This window comes from Candidatus Dormiibacter sp. (genome assembly GCF_050999135.1).
Lineage (GTDB): Bacteria > Chloroflexota > Dormibacteria > Dormibacterales > Dormibacteraceae > Dormiibacter > Dormiibacter spiritus.
The window spans coordinates 42,436-64,784 of record NZ_JBPCPN010000025.1 but is presented as its reverse complement, the minus strand read 5'-3'; the positions used below and the strand labels follow the sequence as shown (position 1 = coordinate 64,784).

At 66.8% G+C, this 22,349-nt stretch carries 21 protein-coding genes; 12 read left to right on the top strand and 9 right to left on the bottom strand.

The features are described 5' to 3' along the window. Positions 1–27: 27 nt before the first annotated feature. From ACR2MZ_RS06285 to ACR2MZ_RS06265, 5 genes are read right to left on the bottom strand one after another with little or no spacing between them, the layout of a single operon-like run. The gene (locus tag ACR2MZ_RS06285) at positions 28–1,014 is read right to left on the bottom strand and encodes an aldo/keto reductase (RefSeq protein WP_434004212.1); all 987 of its coding nucleotides are present in this window, start codon (positions 1,012–1,014) and stop codon (positions 28–30) included. A 2-nt stretch (positions 1,015–1,016) separates the two neighbouring features. Next, a complete protein-coding gene (locus ACR2MZ_RS06280; protein ID WP_338182335.1) occupies positions 1,017–1,721 on the bottom strand; it encodes an ABC transporter ATP-binding protein in 705 nt (234 codons plus the stop codon). Further along, complete coding sequence (locus ACR2MZ_RS06275) at positions 1,721–2,500, bottom strand: ABC transporter ATP-binding protein (RefSeq protein WP_434004211.1); 780 nt, start codon at positions 2,498–2,500, stop codon at positions 1,721–1,723. Before ACR2MZ_RS06275 ends, ACR2MZ_RS06280 begins: the two co-directional genes overlap by 1 nt. 34 nt (positions 2,501–2,534) lie before the next feature. Continuing rightward, positions 2,535–3,575: a branched-chain amino acid ABC transporter permease gene (locus ACR2MZ_RS06270; protein ID WP_434004210.1), complete on the bottom strand. Its 1,041-nt coding sequence runs from the start codon at positions 3,573–3,575 to the stop codon at positions 2,535–2,537. Continuing rightward, positions 3,575–4,435 carry a branched-chain amino acid ABC transporter permease gene (locus tag ACR2MZ_RS06265; protein ID WP_338182343.1) on the bottom strand — a complete coding sequence of 287 codons (861 nt, stop codon included), beginning with the start codon at positions 4,433–4,435 and terminating at the stop codon, positions 3,575–3,577. Before ACR2MZ_RS06265 ends, ACR2MZ_RS06270 begins: the two co-directional genes overlap by 1 nt. Before the next feature lie 116 nt (positions 4,436–4,551). Between ACR2MZ_RS06265 and ACR2MZ_RS06260 the strand changes: the two genes are divergently transcribed. The 10 genes from ACR2MZ_RS06260 (at position 4,552) to ACR2MZ_RS06215 (ending at position 14,167) form a co-directional block, all read left to right on the top strand. Then, on the top strand, positions 4,552–5,583 hold the full coding sequence (locus ACR2MZ_RS06260; RefSeq protein ID WP_434004209.1) for an alcohol dehydrogenase catalytic domain-containing protein: 1,032 nt from the start codon (positions 4,552–4,554) through the stop codon (positions 5,581–5,583). 64 nt (positions 5,584–5,647) lie between these two features. Beyond that, entirely contained in the window at positions 5,648–6,937 is a 1,290-nt protein-coding gene (locus ACR2MZ_RS06255) for a M24 family metallopeptidase (RefSeq protein ID WP_338182348.1), read from the top strand. Positions 6,938–6,949: 12 nt separating this feature from the next. Further along, entirely contained in the window at positions 6,950–7,933 is a 984-nt protein-coding gene (locus ACR2MZ_RS06250) for a C-terminal binding protein (RefSeq protein WP_434004208.1), read from the top strand. Next, complete coding sequence (locus ACR2MZ_RS06245) at positions 7,926–8,714, top strand: SDR family NAD(P)-dependent oxidoreductase (RefSeq protein ID WP_434004207.1); 789 nt, start codon at positions 7,926–7,928, stop codon at positions 8,712–8,714. Before ACR2MZ_RS06250 ends, ACR2MZ_RS06245 begins: the two co-directional genes overlap by 8 nt. Next, on the top strand, positions 8,711–9,709 hold the full coding sequence (locus ACR2MZ_RS06240) for an alcohol dehydrogenase catalytic domain-containing protein (protein WP_434004206.1): 999 nt from the start codon (positions 8,711–8,713) through the stop codon (positions 9,707–9,709). The genes ACR2MZ_RS06245 and ACR2MZ_RS06240 overlap by 4 nt, the downstream gene beginning before the upstream one ends. A gap of 17 nt (positions 9,710–9,726) precedes the next feature. Further along, a complete protein-coding gene (locus ACR2MZ_RS06235; protein ID WP_434004205.1) occupies positions 9,727–10,956 on the top strand; it encodes an acyl-CoA dehydrogenase family protein in 1,230 nt (409 codons plus the stop codon). Continuing rightward, positions 10,953–11,918: an amidohydrolase family protein gene (locus ACR2MZ_RS06230; RefSeq protein ID WP_434004204.1), complete on the top strand. Its 966-nt coding sequence runs from the start codon at positions 10,953–10,955 to the stop codon at positions 11,916–11,918. The genes ACR2MZ_RS06235 and ACR2MZ_RS06230 overlap by 4 nt, the downstream gene beginning before the upstream one ends. After that, the gene (locus ACR2MZ_RS06225; RefSeq protein ID WP_434004203.1) at positions 11,911–12,705 is read left to right on the top strand and encodes an SDR family NAD(P)-dependent oxidoreductase; all 795 of its coding nucleotides are present in this window, start codon (positions 11,911–11,913) and stop codon (positions 12,703–12,705) included. The genes ACR2MZ_RS06230 and ACR2MZ_RS06225 overlap by 8 nt, the downstream gene beginning before the upstream one ends. Positions 12,706–12,729: 24 nt before the next feature. Beyond that, a complete protein-coding gene (locus ACR2MZ_RS06220; RefSeq protein ID WP_434004202.1) occupies positions 12,730–13,494 on the top strand; it encodes a cyclase family protein in 765 nt (254 codons plus the stop codon). A 1-nt stretch (position 13,495) separates the two neighbouring features. Further along, positions 13,496–14,167: a cyclase family protein gene (locus ACR2MZ_RS06215; RefSeq protein ID WP_434004201.1), complete on the top strand. Its 672-nt coding sequence runs from the start codon at positions 13,496–13,498 to the stop codon at positions 14,165–14,167. Between the two features lie 24 nt (positions 14,168–14,191). Here the strand turns inward: ACR2MZ_RS06215 and ACR2MZ_RS06210 are convergent, their stop codons facing one another. Both ACR2MZ_RS06210 and ACR2MZ_RS06205 read right to left on the bottom strand, forming a co-directional pair. Further along, complete coding sequence (locus ACR2MZ_RS06210) at positions 14,192–15,850, bottom strand: thiamine pyrophosphate-binding protein (RefSeq protein ID WP_434004200.1); 1,659 nt, start codon at positions 15,848–15,850, stop codon at positions 14,192–14,194. A 59-nt stretch (positions 15,851–15,909) separates the two neighbouring features. Next, positions 15,910–17,169 carry an ABC transporter substrate-binding protein gene (locus ACR2MZ_RS06205; RefSeq protein ID WP_434004199.1) on the bottom strand — a complete coding sequence of 420 codons (1,260 nt, stop codon included), beginning with the start codon at positions 17,167–17,169 and terminating at the stop codon, positions 15,910–15,912. Between the two features lie 226 nt (positions 17,170–17,395). Here ACR2MZ_RS06205 and ACR2MZ_RS06200 point away from each other — a divergent pair, with 226 nt between their 5' ends. Next, positions 17,396–17,794 (top strand): cupin domain-containing protein, encoded by a 399-nt coding sequence (locus ACR2MZ_RS06200; RefSeq protein WP_434004198.1) that lies wholly within the window; start codon positions 17,396–17,398, stop codon positions 17,792–17,794. Positions 17,795–17,882: 88 nt separating this feature from the next. Here ACR2MZ_RS06200 and atzD read toward each other — a convergent pair whose 3' ends face one another. Both atzD and ACR2MZ_RS06190 read right to left on the bottom strand, forming a co-directional pair. Next, the gene (atzD, locus tag ACR2MZ_RS06195) at positions 17,883–18,983 is read right to left on the bottom strand and encodes a cyanuric acid amidohydrolase (RefSeq protein WP_434004197.1); all 1,101 of its coding nucleotides are present in this window, start codon (positions 18,981–18,983) and stop codon (positions 17,883–17,885) included. A gap of 43 nt (positions 18,984–19,026) precedes the next feature. After that, the gene (locus ACR2MZ_RS06190) at positions 19,027–21,330 is read right to left on the bottom strand and encodes a xanthine dehydrogenase family protein molybdopterin-binding subunit (RefSeq protein ID WP_434004196.1); all 2,304 of its coding nucleotides are present in this window, start codon (positions 21,328–21,330) and stop codon (positions 19,027–19,029) included. A gap of 757 nt (positions 21,331–22,087) precedes the next feature. Here ACR2MZ_RS06190 and ACR2MZ_RS06185 point away from each other — a divergent pair. After that, the gene (locus ACR2MZ_RS06185; protein ID WP_434004195.1) at positions 22,088–22,342 is read left to right on the top strand and encodes a hypothetical protein; all 255 of its coding nucleotides are present in this window, start codon (positions 22,088–22,090) and stop codon (positions 22,340–22,342) included. Positions 22,343–22,349: the final 7 nt, after the last annotated feature.

Sequence of the window (22,349 nt, the reverse complement as noted above, 5' to 3'; positions counted from 1 at the left end):
GCTAACTCGCTCGCAAGAAAGATGAGGTCAGACGTTGACCGAGGCCATCTGGGCCTCTGCGTAGCGCGTGCCGGCGCCCGAGCCTACTGGCAGGTCGCGGTCCAGTTTCGCCAGGTCGGCGGGCGAGAGCTCGACGTCGGCTGCGGCCAGGTTCTGCTCCAAGTAGCTCCGGCGCTTGGTGCCCGGGATCGGGACCAGGTCGTCGCCTTGGGCCAATATCCACGCCAACGCCAGCTGGGCGGGAGTGCAGCCCTTCTCCTGCGCCATAGCCTGCAGGCGCCTGACCAGCGCCAGGTTGCGCTCCAGGTTCTCGCCCTGGAAACGGGGATGGTTGCGCCGGTTGTCGTTGGGCTCGAGCTTGTCGAAGCTCGTGACCTGGCCGGTCAGCAGCCCTCGCCCGAGAGGCGAGTACGGCACATAGCTTAGGCCGAACTTGCGGCAGGTCGGCAGCAGATCGGCCTCCGGCTCCCGGTACCAGAGCGAGTACTCAGTCTGAAGGGCCGCGATTGGGTGGACACCAGCCGCCTTGCGGACGTTTTCGGGTCCGGCCTCCGAGAGCCCGAGGTGGCGAACCTTGCCCTGCTCGATCAGCCGCGCCATGGCGCCGACGGTCTCCTCGATAGGGACCGTCCGGTCCACTCGGTGCTGGTAGTACAGGTCGATCACGTCGACTTGGAGGCGGCGCAGGCTAGCCTCGCACGCCTCGGCCACGTAGTCGGGCCGACCGTTCACACCAATAGGGCGGCCGTCAGGACCTACTACCTGGCCGAACTTGGTCGCGAGGACGACCTTGTCACGGATGCCCTTCAGCGCCCGCCCGACGAGCTCCTCGTTATGGCCCGCGCCGTACATGTCAGAGGTGTCGATGAAGTCGACCCCCAGCTCCACCGCCCTTCGGATGGTGGCCTCCGCCTCCGCCTCATCGGGCGCGCCGTATACACCCGACATCCCCATGCAGCCGAGGCCGATCTCAGCCACCCAAGGACCGCTCTTGCCGAGCTGCCGCCTTTCCATCCTTAAACCCCCAGGTGCATTCGTCTGACGTCTTCCGCCTGCTCGAGGTCGGCGGCGCTGCCACTCCAGACAACGACGCCCTTGGACAGGATATGAATGTAGTCGCCGGAATCGACCCCAAGCCGGTAGTTCTGCTCCACTAGGAAGATCGACAACTTCTGATCCCTCAGCAGCCGGATGACCTCGCCCACCCTCTGTACGATCACCGGGGCCAGGCCCTCGGAGGGCTCGTCCATCAGGATCAGCTGTGGATTGGTCATCAGAGCGCGGCCGATGGCCAGCATCTGCTGCTCGCCGCCGGAGAGCTGGCCGGCACCGTTGCGGCGCCGCTCCTTCAGGTTCGGAAAGAAATCGTAGATTCGCTCCAGCGTCCAGGGCTCGCCCTGGCCGTCGGGGTTCTTGCGAGCTCCCAGCGTCATGTTCTCCTCGACCGAGAGGGAGGGAAAGACATGGCGGCCCTGCGGGACCAGAGCGAGGCCGAGGCGCGCTATCTGGTTCGGTTCCAGCCGGTTCAGCACGGTGCCGTCGAAGCGGATCTCTCCGGACGCCACCGGGTTCAGTCCCATGAGGGTGCGGATCATCGTGGTCTTGCCCATGCCGTTGCGACCCAGCACCGTAGTGCAGGCTGCGTCGGGTACCTGCATGGTCACGCCCTGCAGCACGTAGGACTGCCCGCGGTAGGCCTCAAGCTTTTCGACGTCGAGCATCAGCCGCCGGACCCCAGGTAGATCTCGCGGACGCGCTCGTCGGATTGGATGGACGCCGTTTTGCCGGCCGCCACAACCTTGCCGAAGTGGAGCACGTGAATGCTTTCGACGACGTCGCGGACAAGCTCCATGTCGTGCTCAATCATGACGAGGGTTAGGTCCTGAGGCAGCCCTTTCAGCAGGGCTCGCATGCCGACGCGCTCGCCCGGCGAGAGCCCTGCGCCCGGCTCGTCCAGCAGCAGAAGGCTTGGCTTCAGGGCGATCGCCAAGGCGACCTCCAGCTGCCGGAGCTCGCCGTGCGAGAGGTCCGAGGCCAGGTTGTTCAGTCGGTCCTTCAGATCAAAGCGCTCAGCCAACTCCTGGACATCGTCAGCCTGCGCCTGGTAGGACTTCCAGGAGCGCAGCATGGAAAACTTGGCCTTCTTGAGGCCGTTTACCGCCAGCGTTAGGTTCTCGCGCACTGTCAGCGTCCCGAATGTGCGGGTGATCTGGTAGGTCCGCCCGAGGCCCATCTCGACGCGGTGGCGCGGTGACAGCTTCGTGATGTCCTTGCCGAAGAGGTCGATCCGCCCCTCGCTGGCGCCGAGCTCGCCGCTGATAACGTTGAACAGCGTGGTCTTGCCGGCGCCGTTCGGCCCGATGATCCCGTGCCGGGCGCCAGGGGCCACATCGAGAGTGACCTGAGAGACCGCCGTCACTCCCCCGAATCGCCGGCTGACGCCGGCCAAGCGGAGTGCAGCTGGGCCAGCGCCGTCGGTGCCGCGAACGGACGCGATCACCTTCGCGGCAGGAGGCGGTGTACCCTGGGCCGCCTCACTCACTCCCTTCGGTGGCGAGGATCTCGAGGGTGGCCACGCTGGCGGGTCCAACCGGCGGCTCGGCCCCGTAGTGGAGCGCGAGCCTGCGAACCATGGCCCGCAGGCCGCCCCACAGCCCGGTCCGAGCGAAGAGGACTGTGACGACGAAGATGATCCCCAGCAGCGTGACCCAGCGGCCTACGTAGATGCTTACGAACTGCTGCATGAGCACGATCACGATGGCGCCCAGCATCGGGCCCCATAGCGTTCCCAGGCCGCCGACGACGGCCATCTGAACAACCGTGCCATTGTGGTTGAAGTCGATCATCGTCGGGCTGACGTAGAGGTTGAAGAAGGCGAATAGGATGCCCGCCACGCCGCCGAAGACGGCTGAGATGGTGAAGGCGAGGTACTTGTGCAGGACCACGTTGTAGCCGAGCGTGCGCATGCGCGCTTCGTTGTCCTTAATCCCTTGCAACGAGAGCCCGAACGGCGAGTGGACTATTGCCCATAGAATGGCAGCGCAGGCCATGACGATGGCGAGAACGAAGTAGTAGAACGCCCCGTTATCGGTAACGTCTATCGGCCCGAGCGAAGGCCTGCCCGCCACCGGCAGGCCATTATCGCCGCCGCTCACCGCCACCCAGCGGAACGCCAGGCCCCAGACCAGCTGGCCGAGCGCGAGCGTGAGGATGACGAAGGTGATCTCCTTCACGCGCACTGCGACCAGCCCAAAGACTGCGGCGGTGACGGCCACCGCCCCTAGCGCCAAGCCGATGGCCGGGTACACGTCAAGTCCGTGGCTCAGCCCGAAGGCAACGCCGTAAGCGCCGACGCCGAGGAACGACGCGTGGCCGAGTGACACCAGACCGGTGTAGCCGGCCAGCAAGTCGAGGCTCATGGCGAGCAGACCGTAGATGAGGACGCTGAGACCGAGGGAGACGTAGAAGCTGGAGCCGAGTTGGGGAATCGCAAGGCAGATCAGGACGACTACGACCAGCCCGCCGATCTGAGCGGCTCGGCCATGGCGGGAGACTAGGCGGACGAGGCTGCCCATCAGTTCCCCGCCTTGCCGAACAGGCCCTGCGGACGCCAGAGCAGGATCAGCACCATCGGCGCGAACAGCGAGAAGTAGGCCAGGTCCGGGAAATAGGCCTTGCCGTAATTGTCGAGAAGTCCGACCACCAGACTGCCGACGACGGCACCCTTGAGCGACCCCAGCCCGCCGACGATCACCACCACCAGCGCGAAGGTGAGGATCTCTGAGTCAGCGCCGGGGTAGAGGGTCAGCAGACTGGCTCCAAGTACGCCGGCGAGGCCAGCCAATACGGTGCCCAGGATGAAGACGGCGGTAAAGAGTCGATTGATGTCGATGCCCAGCGCGCTCACCATCTCACGATTGTCCACACCGGCTCGGATCATCGCACCCGCGCGGGTCCGGCCGAGCAGGAGGTAGAGCATCAGAGCCACGAGCACTGCCACGCCGAGGATCAGGAAGCGGCTGTTGGGATAGGTGATGCGACCGAGCTGGCTCGATTGGTCGAGGATGCCGGGCATGTGCACCGAAACCGGGTTACCGCCAAAGGCGGCCAGCGCCAGGTCACCCATGATGAAGGCAACGCCCATGGTTAGCAGGAGCTCGGGGATGGGCCGACCACGGAGGCTGCGCAGCAACCCACGCTCGAGCAGGACTCCGAAGACCGCCATGCTGGCCATCCCGGCGATCAGCGCCAGAGCGAAGTTATGCGTCGCCTGCATGGTGATGTAACCGAAATAGCCTCCGAGCAGGTAAGTGGCGCCATGAGTGAGGTTGACAATGCGCATGAGCCCGAAGATGAGGGTGAAACCGCTGCCCAGCAGGAACAGGAGGCCGGCGTAGGTGATGCCGTTGAGGCTCTGCTGGATGAAGTTCTGCACGCTAAGCTCCCTTCCTTGGACTCCGAGGTCGCCGCGCTCCCCGCTCGCTACGAGCGCAAACACTAGCCGACCGTGAGGCTAGCGTCAAACCCACACTGCCTCGATAGCATAGCCGCGTGAGAGCACTGCGGATCGAGACGTGGGGCGACCGGCCAGTCCTGCGGGAGCAATCGACACCCGAGCCCAGCCCAGGGGAGGTGTTGGTGGCGGTCGAGGCCTGTGGGGTCGGGCTGACGGTCCTGAACTGTATTGATGGGCACCTCGGCGCCGAGCCGGGAAACCTGCCCCGCACTCCCGGCCACGAGCTGGTCGGGACGGTCCTTGCCGTGGGCGTTGGGGTTCCCGCCGAGCGCATCGGTGAGCGCGTGGCGGCCTACTTCTATCTTTTCTGCGGCCGCTGCCCGGCCTGCCTCGCCGGTCTCGAGGATCGCTGCACCCGGAACGCGGGGTTCGTCGGCGTGGACCGCGACGGCGGGTACGGGGAGATGACCACACTCCCGGCGCGGAACACGATCCCCATAGGCGGCCTCGACCCGGTCAGCGCAACGGTGGTCCCTGACGCGGTCGCCACGCCCGTCCACGTGGCCCGGCGTGCAGGGATCGCACCCGACACCCGGGTGGCGGTGATCGCCGCCGGCGGCGGTGTCGGCATGCACATGGTGCAGGTGGCCAGGGTCTATGGCGGCGAGGTAGTGGGCCTCGACATCGACGCGGCCAAGCTGGCCTACCTGGCCGACGAGCTCGGCATCGAGGGGACCGATTCGAGCGACTTCCAGTCCGTGGCGCTGCCAGCGCACTGGAGAGGCTCGATCGACGTCGTGGTCGACCTCCTGGGCACCGCTGTCAGCCTGGACTGGTCCCTGCGAACACTGGGCATCGGGGGCCGCCTGGTGACGCTGACCACGTTCCCCGGTGTGGAGACCGCAGTGAGCCCCCGCGAGATGGTTTTCCGCGAACTCAGCCTCCTCGGCTCGCGCTACGCCACCCGTGAAGAGGTCGGGCTGGCGGCAACCCTGGTTTCGACCGGCCGCGTGCGGCCGGTGATCGGCCGGCAGGTCGGCCCGGAGGAGGTGCTGTCGGTCCACGAAGACCTTCGGGCCGGCCGTCTGCTGGGCCGGGGCGCGCTCGTCTGGCAACGTTCAGGATGACATACTTAGCAGCGGCTGTTTCGGCTGAAGTAACGTCATGCGCCACGCGGAAATGGGAGACGGGATGACTGACTACTCAACTACACCGACGGGTAAAGGGATGGACCTTTCCTTTCTCGACAAACCGCACGAGTGGGATCCACGGCGCACGTATAGCACGACGGGCACCGACTGGCAGGCGAGGGTGGACTTCGATCGGCTACGGCGCGATCGGCTGACCCGCGCCCGGATGATGATGGAGAAATTCGACCTGGGCGCGATCGTCTGCTTCGTCGGCGAGAACGTTCGCTATATCACGAGCGTCTATCAGGGCAACTGGAAGAACAACATCTTCATCCGTTACTGCGTGCTGCCGCGGGGGGGCGATCCTGTCCTGTTCGAGACGGCCGGCTCGGACATGGAGTGCGCCAAGATCGACGCTCCCTGGCTAAATGGCAACGTCCGGCCCGCCATCACGTGGAAGTGGGCAGAGACGGCGGAGACCATGATGGCCGACCGCATGGTGGCTTCGATCTACCGCGTGCTGGAGGAGCACAAGGTGACCAAAGAGAAGATCGCGGTCGACATGATGGATCCGTCTGCCAGTGCCGCCTTCGAACGCGCGGGACTGAATATCGTCAGCGCCGGACCAGCCATGTCGAGAGCCCGCGTCGTTAAGACGCCGGACGAGATCGAGTGCCTGAAGATCTCCTCGGCGATCGGGGACACCTCGTTTTGGAAGATCGAGCACGAGTGGCTAAAGCCTGGCGTGACCGAAGCCCACATCACTGCCAAGGTCAACGAGTACCTCTATGAAAAGGGCTTCGACTTCGTCTACGACATCATCGTCGCCTCAGGTGGCAACACCAGCCCCTACCGCCGGTGGCACACTGACAAGACGATCCGCCTCGGCGACCTGGTGATAATCGACCAGAACGCGATCGGCCCGGGCGGCTACTTCGTGGACTTCGTGCGCTGCTTCAAGGTCGGCGGCAACCTTTCGCCGCGCGAGAAGGATCTCTATAAGGAGTGCCACGAATCGATGTATGCGGCGATCGAGCAGATGAGGGCTGGCAACACTACGCGGGACGTAGCGGAAAAGTTGCCCGTATACGATGACGACGAGTACGGCACGGTGACGCTACAGCAGTTCGCCCACTCCATTGGGCTCTCGCTATACGAGGGCATGTGGATCTCGCGGGCGTACTCACTGCAGTACCCGGTGGAGCTCGAGGAAGGGATGTACTTCGCGGCCGAGACCTTCGCCGGTCACCCTGGCCTGGAGCAGACGGTCCGGCTGGAGGAGAACTTGCTGGTCACCAAGGACGGGCCGATCCTCTTCACCAAGTATCCGTTCTACGACGAGGCCCTCTGAGCAGACCGAGCGATGAGGGTTCTGGTCACGGACCAGGTGTTCGGCGGGATTGAGATCGAGCGATCGATACTCGAGCCCGCCGGCGTGACCCTGGTAGAGGCTCCATCTGCCGACGAAGCTACGCTCGCGCGCCTGGCCAAGGGTAGCGTCGGCCTGCTCGTGTGCTACGCCCCCATCACCGACGCCGTTCTGGAGGCGGCGGCGCCCGACTGCCGGGTGGTCGCCCGGTATGGCATCGGCTACGACAACGTACCGGTGGCGACCGCCACCCGTTTAGGCATGACGGTGACCAACGTCCCCGACTACTGCCTGGACGAGGTCGCCGATCACACCATGGCCTTGCTGCTGGCGGCGGCTCGCCGCGTCGTCGATCTGTCGAGCGCGGTGCGGGCTGGCCAGTGGTCGGTGCCCAAGTCCGGCATCCACCGGCTGCGTGGGCGCCGGCTGGCTCTGCTCGGTTTGGGCAGGATCGGGGGCCGGGTCGCCGAGCGGGCCGCAGCGTTCGGCCTCGATGTGGTCTTCTTCGACCCCTTTCTGCGCCGGATCGCGGCGGCCCCGGCCCGTCGGGTCGAGACCCTTGAAGAGGCGATCGGCGAGGCGGACTTCATCAGCCTTCACGCACCGCTCAACGCCGGGAATCGGGGGCTAATCGGGCCGGCTAGCATCGCCCTGATGCGGCGCGCGCCGCTGATCATCAATACTGCCCGCGGCGGTTTGGTCGATCTCGCTGCCGTCCGCGAGGCGCTGGACTCGGGCCGCGTCGGCGGCGTGGCGCTCGACGTGACCGACCCTGAGCCGCTTCCCGCTGATCACCCGCTCCGCCAACACCCGCGTGCGCTGATCACACCGCACACCTCCTTCTACTCTGCGGAGGCCCAGGGCGATCTCCAGCGGCGGGCAGCCGAGGAGGTCCTACGCAGCATCCGCGGTGAGCCCCCACGGTGCCCGGTCAACCCGGAAGTTCTGCAAGGCAGGGAGTTGAGGACAGATGGCTGAGGCGGCCACCGAGATGGTCCCCACCTACCCCGACTTGGCCGGTAAGGTCGCCGTCGTCACGGGCGGCTCGAAGGGCATCGGTTCCGCGACCTGCAGGGTCCTCGCGGCCAACGGCGTGAGAGTGGCAGTAGTGGGCCGCGACCAGGCCGCGATCGCTCAAGTCGTGCAGTCGATCACGTCCGAGACCGCGCCCGCGATCGGAGTCAGCGCCGACATGGTCAGCTACGAGGACACCGAACGCATGCGGCAGCAGGTGGAAGCCGAGCTCGGGCCGGCGGATATCCTGGTCCCGTTCGCGGGCGGGTTCGGCCGCCACACCCCGATCCAGAACATCACCGAGGAGGAGTGGCGGTTCGTCATCGACTCCAACCTCACCTCGACCTTCTTCACCTGCAAGTCGTTCCTGCCCGGGATGATGGAACGGCGGCGGGGCTCCATCATCACGATGGCCTCAAACGCCGCTCGGATCCTGGATATCCCGCTCACCGCCTCGTACGCGGCGGCCAAGGCTGGAATCGTGATGTTTACCCGCCACGTCGCCAAGGAGGTCGGCCCGCACGGCGTTCGGGTCAACTGCGTCGCGCCTGCCACCACCATGTCAGAGCGCGTCGAACGCCTACTCACTACGGAAAGGATCCAGGAGCTCACTGAGCTCGCCCCGCTGAAGCGGTTTGGTCAGCCTCAGGACACAGCTCTCGCCACTCTCTTTCTGGCCTCGGAGGCGTCGTCGTGGATCACCGGGATCACGATCGACGTGGCGGGGGGGCGGGTCATGCTTTGAGGGCCGCGGTACTTCGTGCCTTCAGGCAGCCCCTGGAACTGGCCGAGGTGCCGGCCCCCGAGCTCCGCAATGGCGATGTGCTGGTCGAGGTGCGCGCGGTCGGGCTCTGCGGCACCGATCTCAAGATCACGGGCGGCCTATTTGCGGACACCCCCCTTCCGCTCATCCCCGGCCACGAGGTGGCCGGCGTGGTCGTCGCGGGAACCGAACAGGTTGCGGAAGGCACCCGGGTGGCCTGCTACATCTACGACCCATGTGGGAAGTGCGCACGCTGCCTGGGCGGCCAGCCCACCCTGTGCCCGAGCTCCCGGCGCATCGGCTTTGATCACGCCGGCGGGCTAGCCCGCTTCCTGCGTATGCGCGCGTGCAACGTGCTGCCGATGGCGGAGGGCGTCCCTTTCGAGCACGCGGCCGTGGCCATGGACGCCGTCATGTCGCCCTGGCGGGCTCTGGTGGTGCGGGCGCAACTGCAGGCAGGCGAGCGCCTGGTGATCGCCGGCGCTGGCGGGCTGGGGCTCAACGGGCTGCAGATCGCTCGGGGGCTAGGGGCGGCGGTGGCGGTCATCGACCCCCATCACGACCACCGTGGCGCCGCCATCGAGCTGGGCGCTGAGCTGGCGGTGACCGGAGAGGAGACCGCAAGGGTGATCGACTGGTCGAGGGGCGGCGCCGATGTCGCCTTCGAGGCGTCGGGGACGCGCAGCGGGTTCGACGCCCTGCTGGCCAGTGTAAGGCCCGGAGCGCGCCTGATCACCAATGGGTACCGGCCGGGCGTGGAGTACGGTGTCGACTCCTCGGTGCTTGCGCTGCAGGAGCTCACGATAATGGGCTCGCGGGCTGGGAGCCGGGAGGATGCCCGGCACGCGCTCTTGGCGGTTGAGGAGGGAATGGTCAAGCCACTGATCTCCCAAATCCTGCCGCTGGCGGAAGTGAATTGGGCACTCGACCAAGTACGCGCGGGCGAGGCCCTCGGACGCGTAGTCGTCAACCCCTAAGAGAGGAGAAGAGCGGGATGGCCGTCACCAATGACACCCGGCTCGGCACCCCGAGCCCCCACTTCGGACTCACACCAGAGATCGCGGAACTGCGCGCTCATGCGAGGAGCTTTGCGATCGACAAGCTCAGGCCGAGGGCCGCCGATTTCGAGTGGAAGGGCGGAATTCGGGACCGCGTCGACTGGGACCTCGTCGAGGAGGTCTCCAGCTTCGGCTGGCGGACGTACGGCCTCTCTCGTGAGGACGGAGGAGCTGGCGGGAGCGTGCTGGGGATCTGCGTCCTGATCGAGGAACTCGCCTTTGGCGACATGGGGTTTGCGGTGATCATCGACCAGACCCTGAAGGTCCAGCGCATCATCGCCCGCAGCGCTCAGGGACAGGTGCGCAGCCACTTCCTGAAGCGCTTTCTGGCGGAACCGCGGAACGTTCTGGCCATTTGCTTCACGGAGCCCGACACCTCCTCCGACTACGTCGTCCCACGCTCCGACTTCCGTTTCCAGTCCAGCGCTGTCCTGCGTGAGGACGGCAACTGGATCCTGAACGGCTATAAGCAGTACATCTCGAACGGCGCCGACGCCGGCTTCTACCTGGTCTGGGCGTGCACCGACCCAGACCAGCCGGCCAACCTCGGCACCAGCGGTTTCCTGCTTGAACCCGGCATGCCGGGTTTTGAGGTCGAGAAGGTGCATGAAAAGATCGCGCAGAGGACGATCAATAACGCGGCCATGCGCTTTACGGACGTGGTCATCGAGCCGTGGCGGCTGGTCGGTCCACCGCACATGGGTTACGGCAGCGTGAAGGAAGTTCTCAAGGAGAGCGCCATCGAGGCGGGCGCGACCACCCTCGGCACCGCACGCGCCGCTTACGAGATGGCGTTCGCCCATGCCCAGCAGCGGGTGCAGGGTGGCAAGCCGCTCATCGAGCATGCCAACATCGCCTGCCGGCTAGCCGAGATGTACTCGGAGTTGGAGGCTGCGCGCAGCCTGATCTGGCGAGCCGCCTGGGCAGTGGAGCACGATCCGGACTACGACTACGCGATGGGCAGCGCGGCCAAGACGGTGGCCGCTGAAGTCGCCGTGCGCACCTGCCTCTCGGCGATGGAGATCCACGGCGGCCTGTCGATCATGTACCAGGATTGCCAGGTCGAGAAGTGCCTTCGCGATTGCGTGTCCTTCCTACACTCGGACGGTGCCCAGGACTCGCACCGCCTCCGCATCACTAGCATCCTGAGAGAGGCCCAGCCATGAAGATCGATGTACACAACCACGCCATCCCTGATGCCGCCCTGGAGCTGCTGCGGTCGGATCCCGCCTACCGCACCCAGATCGACGGCGACAGGATCAGCGGTGGCAACCACGTCAACTTCACGCTCATGGCGTCCTTCCGGGATCCCGACGCAAAGCTGGCCGAGCTTGAGTCGAAGCGCCTCGAGGCGGCCGTCGTCTCGGTTGCCCCACCGCTCTTCTTCTACGAGGTTGGCCCCGAAGCGGGGGAGGCAATCGCCAAGGCCACGAATCAGGGACTCCGGGAGTTCGCGGTGGCGCACCCCGACCGCTATCGCTGGATGGCGCACGTCCCCATGGCAGACCCCGCTCGCGCCGCTGCCGTGCTTGAGGAGGCGATCGGCGCCGGGGCGGTCGGGGTCGAAATCGGCACCTCGGTCGCAGGCCGGCGGCTGGACGAGCCCGAGTTCGAGCCCTTCTGGGCGGCGGCCGAGCGGCTGCAGACTCCGGTCATGCTGCACCCCGCCTACAACGAGCCCCACCGTGGGCTCGACCAGTTCTACCTGCAGAACGTCATCGGAAACCAGCTCGAGACAACCACCGCAATCGAACGCCTGATCGCCTCTGGGCTCCTCGGCAGGCACCCCCGCCTCAAGGTCGTCCTGGTCCACGCCGGCGGCTACTACCCCTTCCAAGCGGGCCGGCTGCGCCACGCGACCACGGTCCGGCCGGAGCTGGAGTCGGCGCCAGCCGACCCCTGGAGCTTCCGCGGCCAGATCGTCGTGGACACCATCACCCACGACCGGGACGCCCTCGCCTACCTCGTCTCCCGGATGGGCGCGGAGAACGTCGTGTTGGGGACCGACCTGCCGTTCGACATGGCGCCCCCGCAGCCGGTCAACGAGCTCGATCAAGCGCTCGACGCCGCTACTGCCCGCACCATCGCCGAAGACAATCCTGCCCGCCTCTACCGTTTCGTTGACTGACGCAGGCCGGGCGCTGGCAGGCCGGGTGGCAGTCGTCACTGGCGGGAACCGCGGCATCGGCCGGGGAATCGCCCTGGCCATGGCCAAGGCGGGCGCCGCGGTCGCCATCTCGGCGCGAAATATGGAAAGCCTGGAGGGGGTGGCGCGTGAGGTCCGTGCGCTCGGCGCTGAATGCATCGCCACCGCCTGCGACGTCGCTGACGAGGCGTCCGTGGCCGCCATGGGGACCACTGTGATGAAGCGCTTCGGGCGGGTGGACGTGATGGTCGCCAACGCAGGGGTGGCGGGACCCACCCGGCCGATGCAGGACCTAAGCCTGGCGGAGTGGCGGGAGTGCATCGCCATCGACCTTGACGGGGTGTTCCTTACCTTCCGCTGCTTCATTCCAACCATGATCGAGGCGGGCACTGGCAGCCTGATCGCAATCTCCTCCATCACCGGCAAGCGCCCGCTGGCGGGGCGGGCCCCCTACGCCGCCGCCAAGATGGCCGTCATCGGCCTCTGTCGCACGCTCGCAGCCGACCTTGGCCCGCAGGGCGTTCGTGTCAACGCGGTCTGCCCAGGTGCGGTCGCGGGCCCCCGCATCGAGGACGTCGTGCGCAACCAGGCGCGGATAAGGGGTATCTCCGAGGGCGAGGCCCTGCGGCAGTTCACCGATCCGACGCCGCTGCGCCGGCTGGTGGAGCCCGACGAGGTCGGACGCACCTGCGTCTTCCTCGCCTCCGACGCCGCATCCGGCATCACCGGCGAGGACATAAACGTCTCGGCCGGACTGGTGATGTACTGAATCAGTGAAGGAGCCAAACCTGAAGTGACGCCCAACGAGCCCAAGGCCTACACAGACCTGGTCGAGATCACCTTCTTCGGCAAACGACTAAAGGTGCTCGATCTGAGCCGCGAGATTTCGCCGGACATACCCGTCTATCCGGGCCATATGAAGGTGGCGATCTGGACGCACATGAGCCACGAGGAGTCCCACCTCCGGATGGGTGACAGCACCTTCCGAGGGTATGCGGTAAAGGGCATTTCGCTCTGCGACCACGACTCGACCCATATGGACGCTATATACCACTTCAACCCCGACCGGCCCGACCTAACGATCGAGAAATTCGCCATCGAGAACTCGTTCACCGAGGCGGTCTGGATCGACGTCTCGGACGCCGCCCCAAAGACCAGCATCACACGCGAGCGCGTTCGCCGCGCAATGGACGCGGCCGGCCTCGACGAGCTGCCCAAGGGCGGCAGCCTCCTCTACTACACCGGCGCGGCGACCAAGTGGAGCGACCACCTGGCCTACGTCAGTGAGTACGCCGGCCTTGACGCTGAGGCCTCGCGCTTCATCCTCGACCAGGGGGTCGTGAACATCCTCACGGACGCAGTCTCGACCGACAACCCCACCGACCTCGGCTACCCCAACCACACCGCCTGCGCGGAGTACCTCATCAATCACACCGAGGTGGTCAACAACATCGATCGCATCCCTATGCACCAGGGCTTCAGCCTGATGGTCATCCCCCTTCGGCTGGTCGGCTGCACGGGTTCGCCGGTCCGCGTGTTCGCGGCTTGGGAACCCTGACATGGATGGGTGCATCATTGATCTAACCGTGCCGGTCGGCGCCGCGACCAAGAGCCCACCCTCCACCGACATGCGCGTAGAGCTCGAACGCCACCGAAGGGGCCCCGGCTTCTGGCAGGTCACCTCGGTCCGGCAGAGTCTTCACACCGGCAGCCACGTCGACTCGGGCCTCCACTGCTACGAGGATGGCGGCACCACCGACGGAATCACCCTCGACCAGGTCTGTGGCGAGGCGGTCATTTTTGACCTGGGCGAACTCGCGCCCTCGACCGAGATCACGCGAGAAATGCTGCGCAACTTCGACCCCGGGGTTCGCCCGGGCCAGATTGCTGTGGTGCGCACGGCTTGGACTGACCGGGCATGGGGCGACTTTCCCCGCTTTTTTGTGGAGTCGCCCTACCTCGCCGTCGAGGCCGCCGAGTTCCTAGCCTCGCTCCAACCGAAGGCCGTCTGCTTCGACTTCTTCGAGGAGTACTCAGCTCGCCTACCGGAGTTCGGCTCGGAGGACTTCAGGGTGCACAAAGCGTTCCTCGGCAAGGAGATCGTGATCATCGAACAGGCCACCGGTCTCGGCCAGCTGGTCGGCAAGCGGTTCGACTTCTTCGCACCTTTCTACAAGCTGGTCGACGTCGAGGGGGCTCCCGCGCGCATCTTCGCCGTCGTGCACGACTGATCTAGACGGCTGGCACCCCCCGACTCACCACCAGCGATCGATTGTCGCCGTGCAGATCTCGGCGGGATCCACGTGGACGTCGATGACCGCCGGCCCGCTGGCCTCCAGCGCGCGCGCAAGGGCGGGGGCTATTTCCGAGGGGCGGCTCACAGTCTCGCCCTGGGCCCCAAAGAGCTCGGCCACTGCCGCGAAGTCCGGGTTGCCGAATTCCGATCCGATCAGCCGGTTGCCGAACTTAGTCTGCTGGCGGATCTTGATGTTGCCGTAGCCGAAGTTGTTCACCACGACGGCGACGACGCCGATCTTCTCCCGGACGCAGGTCTCGAGGTCCTGCATCGTCATCGCAAAGCCGCCGTCACCGGCCACGGCCACCACCTGCCGCTCCGGGAACGCCAGCTTGATGCCCATCGCGGCCGGCAGGCCGCAGCCCATGGGCCCGGCGGCGGCCGGGTATATGTACGAGCCGTCGGCAGTGGCAGGCAGGTACCGAGCCAGCCAGTAGTTGAAGTTGCCCGAGTCGGTGCAGATCACCGCGTCGGGGTCGAGGGCCCGGCGGAGGTCCCGCACCAGCCGGGGCGTGACAATCGGCATCGCGTCCCAATCGACGCCGGAGATCGATTCCTCCCAGGCCCGCCGGTGGCCGTGAATCTCCGCGACGCGCTGCGGGTTCCATCCCGGCTCGCGCTCCCGGCGGACAGCAGTCAGGATCTCCTCCAGCGCCATCCGTGCGTCGGCCGCCATGCCGACGCTGACCGGCAGCACGCGACCGACAGTCGCGGGGTCGATGTCGATCTGGATCAACCGCTGCTCTGGGCCGAACCGCATCCGATAGTCCTCGGTGGCGAACTCGGAGAAGCGCAGGCCCAGCGCCAGCACGACGTCGGCCTCGTGCAGGACCGCCGCGCTGGCCCCGGTGCCGCCGCGCCCGATGGTGCCCGTGCATAGGTGATGGTCCTCGCGCACCGCCTTTTTCCCCCACGAGTTGGTCACCGCCGCGCCCAACCGCTCGGCCAGGTCAAGGACGAGGCCAGCCGCCCCTGACTTCGTCACGCCGCCACCGGCGATTATGGCCGGCCGCTCGGCCGCGAGCAAGATGGCGACCGCGGCCTCGACCGCTTCGGGGGCGGGCAGGGCGCGACCGACTACGCACCGGCTGGGGACCGACAGCCGGCCGGCGTACTCCGCCGAAGGAAAGTCCAGCGGGATCGAGACATGCACCGGGCCGGGACGGGCCGATACAGCCACCCTGAAGGCCTCCTGCAGGGTCTCGGGAACGCGCTCGGCCGCCCGCACCTCGACGGACATCTTGGTGATGGGCCGGAACAGCGACTCCAGGTCAATCTCCTGGAAGGCCCCCAGCCCGCGCGCGCCGGACGCCACGTGGGAGCTGATCAGCACCACCGGCGAGCCCTCGGCGAAGGCCGCCTGCACGCCGATGACGCTGTTTGAGGCCCCGGGCGAGCGTGACACGAGCATCGCCGCCGGGCGCCCGGTGTACTCGGCGTAGCCAAGCGCCATGTGAATGCCCACCTGCTCATGCCGCACCAGCACGAAGCGGGGCGCGGCCTTTCGGTAAATGCCGTCTAGGTAGTCCATCACGCCGCTGCCTGGAAGGCCCGCCACGAACGGGACCTGTTCGTCCAATAGCACCTCGACCACGGCGTCGGCAATCGTCCGCGTCAAGCGCCCAAGATCTCAGCGTGCCGGCCGCAGGGCGGCTAGGGACCGGCGATGCGTGCCTTCTAGGTCGGGCGGCTGGCGCTGTACTTCTTGAACGAGTCCCTCCACTTCGCCTCGCTGAGCGTGCCCCAAGGCTGGACGTTGGTGTAGGTCTTGATGGGCACGTTGCGGAGGTCGGAACCGACCTGCTTGACCTCGCACATGTAAGTGTTCTGGATCGGCGAGAAGCCTGTCGGGCTGAGCCGGACCGGGCCCCTGGCGGCCACGATCGGGGTCGTCTTCATGGCCTTGATGAGGGCCTTCTTGTCTTTGGTGACGCCGTTGACCTTCTGGAGGGCGGCTACCAGGAGGCGAGCCTTGGCGTAGCCGGCGTCCGAGTAGTAGCCGGGGTACACGCCGTATTGAGCCTTGTACTCCTCCGTGAACTTCTTGTTCTCGGGGGTGTCGATGCCATCGCAGTACTGGGCCCCGGTCTGGACACCTAGGATGGCCGCGGGATCCTCCGATGGGAGCGATGAGTAGTCGGTCAGCTGCGTGATCCCCAGCAGGGGAATCTTGCCCTTCAGCCCGAACTGCTTGTACGCAGAGGTGAAGCGGACGGCGGTTGCCCCGGAAAGCTCGGCGTAAACGCCGTCGATGCCGCTGGTGGGGATCTGCGAGACGTAGGGGCTGAAGTCGGAGGTCGTGTTGGGCGCCCACAGAAACTTGTCGATCGTGCCGCCACCGGCTCGGAAGGCGTCGGCGAAGCCGCCGACGACCAGCCAGCCGAAAGAGAAGTCCTGGCCGATGGTGACGATGTGCTTCCAGTGCAGGTTCTCGAGGGCGTACTTGGCCGCCATGATGGCGGGCTGGTTGCAGGACCAGCCGGAGGAGAAGCCGTTTCCGAACTTGGCGTAGTAGTCGAGCTGAATCGCCGAACACATCGAGAGATCATCCGTCGGCACGCCCTTGGGCCCGGAGTAGGCGGCCACGGCGGCGATCTCGTTGGCCGCCAACGGCCCCTGCAGGACGTCGATCTTCTGGTTGTCGATCAACTGGCGAGCTTGCGACAGGGCCACGTTGGGATCGGCCTGGGTATCCAGGTAGGTGGTCGCGATCTTGCGACCGTTGATTGTGTCCCCGAAGTCGTGCAGGCCGAGGTTGAAACCGTTCTGCTCGTTCCTCCCATTGGAGGCGAACCCGCCCGTGAGAGGCACCAGGTAGCCCACCTTGATGGGCGACGTATCCGTCCCCCCTCCTCCACCGCTGCTGCCGCCACACGCGGCCAAGAGCAGGGCCACCAATACGTACACGGCTCCGCGACTGCTCCATCGACGGGTCATGGGCTACTCCTAATCTGCTGGTGAAAGCGTCCTACCAAGCTAGCACCCATCGCCGGCTTAGGCAAATGTGGCTGTGGACGCGACCTGCAGGCCGAATCGTGGGGTCCCGGCCATGGACGGCCCGGCGGCTGAATAATGTAAGTGCGCACCGGCGCAATGTCCGGCCACCGATTCGCTTGCAGCTTGCGAGCAGGAGTGTCCCTTGGTAGACGGCAAATCCCACTTCATGACTACCATCGAGGATGTCGCGCCCCGGCCCGTCCGGGCGGAGCAGGGCTGGGTGGGAATGGACATTCGCTTCCCGCTGCCGCCGGAGGTTGCTCGCGAGGCGCGGGTGGCCCTCTTCCGTGCCCTCTTCAAACCCGGTTCCCAGCACCGTGCCCACATCCACCCGAACGCGGACGAGTTCTTTTATGTTATCCGCGGTCGCGCCGAGATCGGCTCCGGCGACGAGAGCCACGAGGTCGGCGCCGGTACGGTGGAGTTGGTGCGCCGGGGCGCCGTCCACTGGCTTCGCAACCTCGATTCTCGGGAGGAAGTAGAGGTGTTCGGCGGGTACCTGGGGGTGGCGAATCTGGAGGAGGCGGGCTACGAATACGTGGGGGAGAACCACTCTGACCACTAGACCTAGCGATGAAGCACCCCGTCCGTAATCGGTTTGGCCGACGGGAACGCTCTCACGGCCCCCGCGGCCGTAGTTCGCCGGGTAGTCGCTACGCCGGCGGTTCCTCCAACCGCACGATGGCGGCCACCGGGCCGCCGCCCGCCGGCCCCTGGTGCATCGCGGCCACCGACACGAAGACTGCCGGGTCACCAACTGCCGCCGCGATGACGGCGCCAACGGCCGCTTTTGCGTGCCGGTGGTGGTGCACGTCGGAGTCGTCAAGCATAACCTGCCGCCGGCCGCGCAGCCGCGCCGTCGGGTCCGCCTCACACTTGGCGAAGACGTTGACGACCCGACCCTCCAGGTCGGCTGCGCGGGGCCGGTCGGGCAGGTCCAGACCCGCCTCCCGGACGGCGGAATAGACACTGTCCTGGTCGAGCGCGTCACGCATGACCGAGTGGCCGATCCGCTGGCGCCCGCCGGGGCCGCCGTTGCCCAGGACCACCACCTGTGCCCGGTCCAACTCGACCCCGCTCGAGCAGGAGGCGACCGAGGAGAAGACGTCCAGTGCGCGGCCGATCATTTGGTCGTCGATCGCCGAGCGCTGGACCTCGCCCAGCCCTAGCGCAACCCCCAGGGCGGTCGTCCCGTTGGAGAGATCCATGGAGCCGTGGGGGTCTGGCAGCGCTGTCTCGCCGCCCCGGGCGCGCGCCTGCCGAATACCCTCCATCGTCAGCAGGGGGGTCTTGGTCTGCACCCAGTGCACGTCGCGACGGTCGGCGATGCCGGCGTCGGCCATCGCGCTGCGGACGGCCACTGCCACCTTCTCGACCATGGCGGTGCGCCCGATGTCCTCGGGCAGGATCTCTTCCGACATCGCGATCCCCACAGCGAGCCCGGCAGGCTCGTCGTCGACCCGGCTGAAAACGCAGGCGTGCGGGCACAAGACTCCGTCGGTGCCACCCGACCACACCATCGGGATAGCTGCCACCGCGGCCTCATCTCGGCTCCCGTGCCGGCGCAGCACGTCGCGGAACGCTCGGTCGGCCAGAATCCGGGTGAAGTCGTTGACACCGCCGTTGCCCTCGGTCTTGCCGATCACGGCGGCGACCCTGTCTGGCTGGATGGCTCCGCCCGTGACCAGCTCTTCGAACTTGGAGGCGTCGGCGGGACCCTGCTCGAAAACGACCTTGTGAGCCTCGAAGCTCATGGCGTGGTGGACTCTCGCATACGCCGATTATGTCGGAGCCACGTCAAACGCCTGTGCCCGGCAACGGCTGGCGCGACATCCCTGGAGAGCTTGCATGACCGATGAGCCGAGCACCGACATCCACGCCCCCGGCACCTGTCGCCATGCCCTGAGTCGGCACCTGGCTGCGGTTAACCGCGGCCCAAAGCCGCTCGGGGGTGATCGGCACCTCCGCGATCTCGACCGGGCGACCGATGGCGTAGAGGGCGTCCTCGACGGCATTGGCGATGGCGGCGGGTACAGCAATGGTGCCCGCTTCGCCCACGCCCCGGAACGACTCCGGGTTCTGCGAGGAGGTTGACTCGAAGTGGATAATCTCTGGCTCGCACGTCAGCTCGGGGGCGCTGACGAGCGTGTAGTCGAGGAAGGACGGCGTCAGGAAGGACCCCTCCTCCGAGTAGAGCGCCTCTTCGAAGAGTGCGTAGCCCAGGCCGTGAGCGTAGCCACCGTGCAACTGGCCAGCGACGATGGTCGGGTTGATGGAGCGGCCGCTGTCGTGGGCAATCACGTACCTCAGCATCTGGACGCCGCCGGTTTCGGGATCGATGCGGACCACGGCGGCGTGGCAGCTGGACGACCACGCCGCCGCTCCCCGCGAGTCCCATGTCTCGGCCGCCTCGAGACCGTCGCCAACCACCGCTGCGAGCGGCAACGCCCGGCTGGGCACGCCCCGCACCGCGATCTGCTTGGGGGTGATGACCAGGTCCTCGGCGTCGGCCTCGAGCAGTTCCGACGCTCGTTGGACCAGCGCGCGACGCGCCGAAGCCGCCGACAGCGCCACGGAGTTGCCCACCTCCAACGCGGTACGGCTGGCCGCCGTCACCGACGAGAACGGGACGGCGCGGCTGTCCCCAGTCCAGACCGAGATCCGGTCTAACGGCCACTGCAGCCGCTCAGCCACCACCTGGGCGATGAAAGTCTGGTGTCCCTGACCCTGGGGGGTGCCCCCCGCCAGCACTCGGGCGGTGCCGTCCGGCAGCACTATTACCCGTGAAGGCTCCGGCTGTCCGATGCCGGTCGCCTCGACGCAGAACGCGACCCCGAGTCCGACTGGCTCGCCCCGCCGTTGGCGTTCGCGGATGGCGCCGACGCCGATCCGCTCGGCCACCGCCGCCAGCTGGGCGGGGTAGTCCCCGCCGTCGTAGGTCACACCCCTGAAACCTGTCGCGTACGGCATCTCGGACGGCGGGATCAGGTTCCGCCGGCGGACCTCGACCGGCTCGATGCCCAGCCGCCGGGCCAGCCGATCCATGGCGCGCTCGATGGCGAAGTTGCCCACCGGACGCCCTCCGCCCCGAATGTGGGTTGCCGGCGGGCTGTTCGAGTAGCGCCCGGTGACCTCGACCTCGAGGGCCGGCAACCGGTAGCCCGACATCGCGTGATGGGCCATGTGGAGGTCCTGGTTAGCACCGAAGGTCCCGTAGGCGCCCACCGGCCAGTCGATGGCCACCCGAACCGCCAGCAGGCGGCCCTCAGAGTCCGCCGCGAGCTCGACGTCGAGGTCGGCGTCGTGGGACTGGCCAGTGGTGAGGCCGTCCTCGATTCTGCTGGCGGTCCAGCGGGCCGGCCGCCGCAGGAGCCGGCTCACGGCGGCCGCGACCACATATTCGGGATAGGGATGGTTCTTGGCGCCGAAGCTGCCACCGACGTCGTCGGTCAGGGCAACCACCTGCGCCGGTTCCAAGCCCAGACAGCTGGCCACCACGTCGCGGAGGCCGTGAACCCAGCCGACGCTGGCTCGGATGACAAGGCGCGCCTCGTCCTCACGCCAGTCGGCGAGCACCGCGCGTGGCTCCATCGCCGCGCCACAGATGCGGCCCATCCGTAAGCGGTGACGCTGGCGAATCTCGGCTTGCTCCAGGGCCGCAGCCGCGTCCTCATAGGAGTGGCGGTCACGCCGGTAGACGGACAGATCAGGCTGTCCTGGCTCGAGGTCGACCTGGAGTAGATCCAGCGCGTCGTGGGCTTGGTATTCGCTCTCCGCGGCCACCACCGCGATCGCTTCGCCCTCGAAACGGGTGGAGCCGACTGCGAGGACAGGCCGGCCGATAGCGCCTTCAGGCCGACCCGGGGATCGGGGCATCCGCTCGTCGGCAAGGCCCAGCTGGCCCGCCGCCCAAGCGCCGACCACCCCCGGTGCGGACAAGGCCGGCCCCACGTCCACCCGGAGGCCCTTGCCGGCCGCAAGCCCTGCGCGCCGAATGGCAAGGTGGACGGTGCGGGCGGGCGCCGGATCGGAGGCGTACCGACCCTGCCCACGCACCAGGCTTGGATCCTCTCGCCGGCGGAGCGGCTGACCGATCGCCATTTGCCAATAGCATCGCCGAATGCCGAGACCGGTGCCAGTCGAACGCGGTGGAGATTGGCGGGTCTAATCGGTTGACGGCGGAGGCTCCCCCCGCATCGACGGAGCTGTCTGATGTGGACCGCGACCAGGCTCCAAACACTCCCCAGAGTCGCGGCGAGCTCGTGACCGAACCAGAGTTGGCCGCCGTGATCGAGGCGATGGCGATCATCAACAGACTCCCCTTCGTGGTATTCGACGATGGGCAACAGTGGCTTAGGGAAATCGTGTGCAAACGGAAACCCGAACAGGACCTGCCGGGTGGCGACCCCGGAACGTGGGTGTAACAAATTCCAAAAATCGCGAAACGGCGTCGTAGACGGTGCACGCTCAGCCGGCCACCGCACGGCCCGGTGCCCCAACAGGGAAGGCAAGGGATCATCCCGATGGCCATCGTCGCCGTGGGGCGGATAGACCGCACACCGAGGTGGGGGAGGGAGCGGTGGTCCGCAGGCAAACACGAGATGGGCAGCATGCAGACGTTCGACATCGTGCCGGTAACCGATGACGGCCACGCGTTCCATGCCCCGTGGATCATGCTCTTCGCCTGCTGTTGAACGGTCAGCGCATAATCAGTGAGCACCCCCCGGCGCCAATCAACGAAGGAGAAAAGCATGCGGCGCGACTTCGATTTCTCGGCCGATCGGCTGCCTGAGACGCTGGTCTGGGGGCCGGCCACCGAGCTCAATGGGGTGGGTCGGCGCCCGACCACATCCTCCTGATGGCGGAATCCCGGCCGGTTGGCGGCCAGCCAATCTCCCCCGATGCGCCCGACGTCACCCAGCTACCTGAGTTCAGCGACAACGTCCGCGGCAAGCTGATCACGATGTCGGCTACTATCCGCTGCTTGGAAAAGCAGCTGAAGGTGGCGACGGAGCGCAAGTTCGAGTTCTACAGTGACGAGCCTCAGTACCTGGGTGGCGAGGACAACCACCCTCAGCCGCTCACCTATATCTCAGCCGGGGTGGGATTTTGACTCCTCA

Excerpts from the sequence above, each read along its gene's own strand:
- ACR2MZ_RS06285 (WP_434004212.1), bottom strand. The coding sequence starts at position 1,014 with ATGGAAAGGCGGCAGCTCGGCAAGAGCGGTCCTTGGGTGGCTGAGATC.
- ACR2MZ_RS06280 (WP_338182335.1), bottom strand. The coding sequence starts at position 1,721 with ATGCTCGACGTCGAAAAGCTTGAGGCCTACCGCGGGCAGTCCTACGTG.
- ACR2MZ_RS06270 (WP_434004210.1), bottom strand. The coding sequence starts at position 3,575 with ATGGGCAGCCTCGTCCGCCTAGTCTCCCGCCATGGCCGAGCCGCTCAG.
- ACR2MZ_RS06255 (WP_338182348.1), top strand. The coding sequence starts at position 5,648 with ATGACTGACTACTCAACTACACCGACGGGTAAAGGGATGGACCTTTCC.
- ACR2MZ_RS06250 (WP_434004208.1), top strand. The coding sequence starts at position 6,950 with ATGAGGGTTCTGGTCACGGACCAGGTGTTCGGCGGGATTGAGATCGAG.
- ACR2MZ_RS06245 (WP_434004207.1), top strand. The coding sequence starts at position 7,926 with ATGGCTGAGGCGGCCACCGAGATGGTCCCCACCTACCCCGACTTGGCC.
- ACR2MZ_RS06235 (WP_434004205.1), top strand. The coding sequence starts at position 9,727 with ATGGCCGTCACCAATGACACCCGGCTCGGCACCCCGAGCCCCCACTTC.
- ACR2MZ_RS06230 (WP_434004204.1), top strand. The coding sequence starts at position 10,953 with ATGAAGATCGATGTACACAACCACGCCATCCCTGATGCCGCCCTGGAG.
- ACR2MZ_RS06215 (WP_434004201.1), top strand. The coding sequence starts at position 13,496 with ATGGATGGGTGCATCATTGATCTAACCGTGCCGGTCGGCGCCGCGACC.
- ACR2MZ_RS06205 (WP_434004199.1), bottom strand. The coding sequence starts at position 17,169 with ATGACCCGTCGATGGAGCAGTCGCGGAGCCGTGTACGTATTGGTGGCC.
- ACR2MZ_RS06200 (WP_434004198.1), top strand. The coding sequence starts at position 17,396 with ATGACTACCATCGAGGATGTCGCGCCCCGGCCCGTCCGGGCGGAGCAG.
- atzD (WP_434004197.1), bottom strand. The coding sequence starts at position 18,983 with ATGAGCTTCGAGGCTCACAAGGTCGTTTTCGAGCAGGGTCCCGCCGAC.
- ACR2MZ_RS06190 (WP_434004196.1), bottom strand. The coding sequence starts at position 21,330 with ATGGCGATCGGTCAGCCGCTCCGCCGGCGAGAGGATCCAAGCCTGGTG.
- ACR2MZ_RS06185 (WP_434004195.1), top strand. The coding sequence starts at position 22,088 with ATGGCGGAATCCCGGCCGGTTGGCGGCCAGCCAATCTCCCCCGATGCG.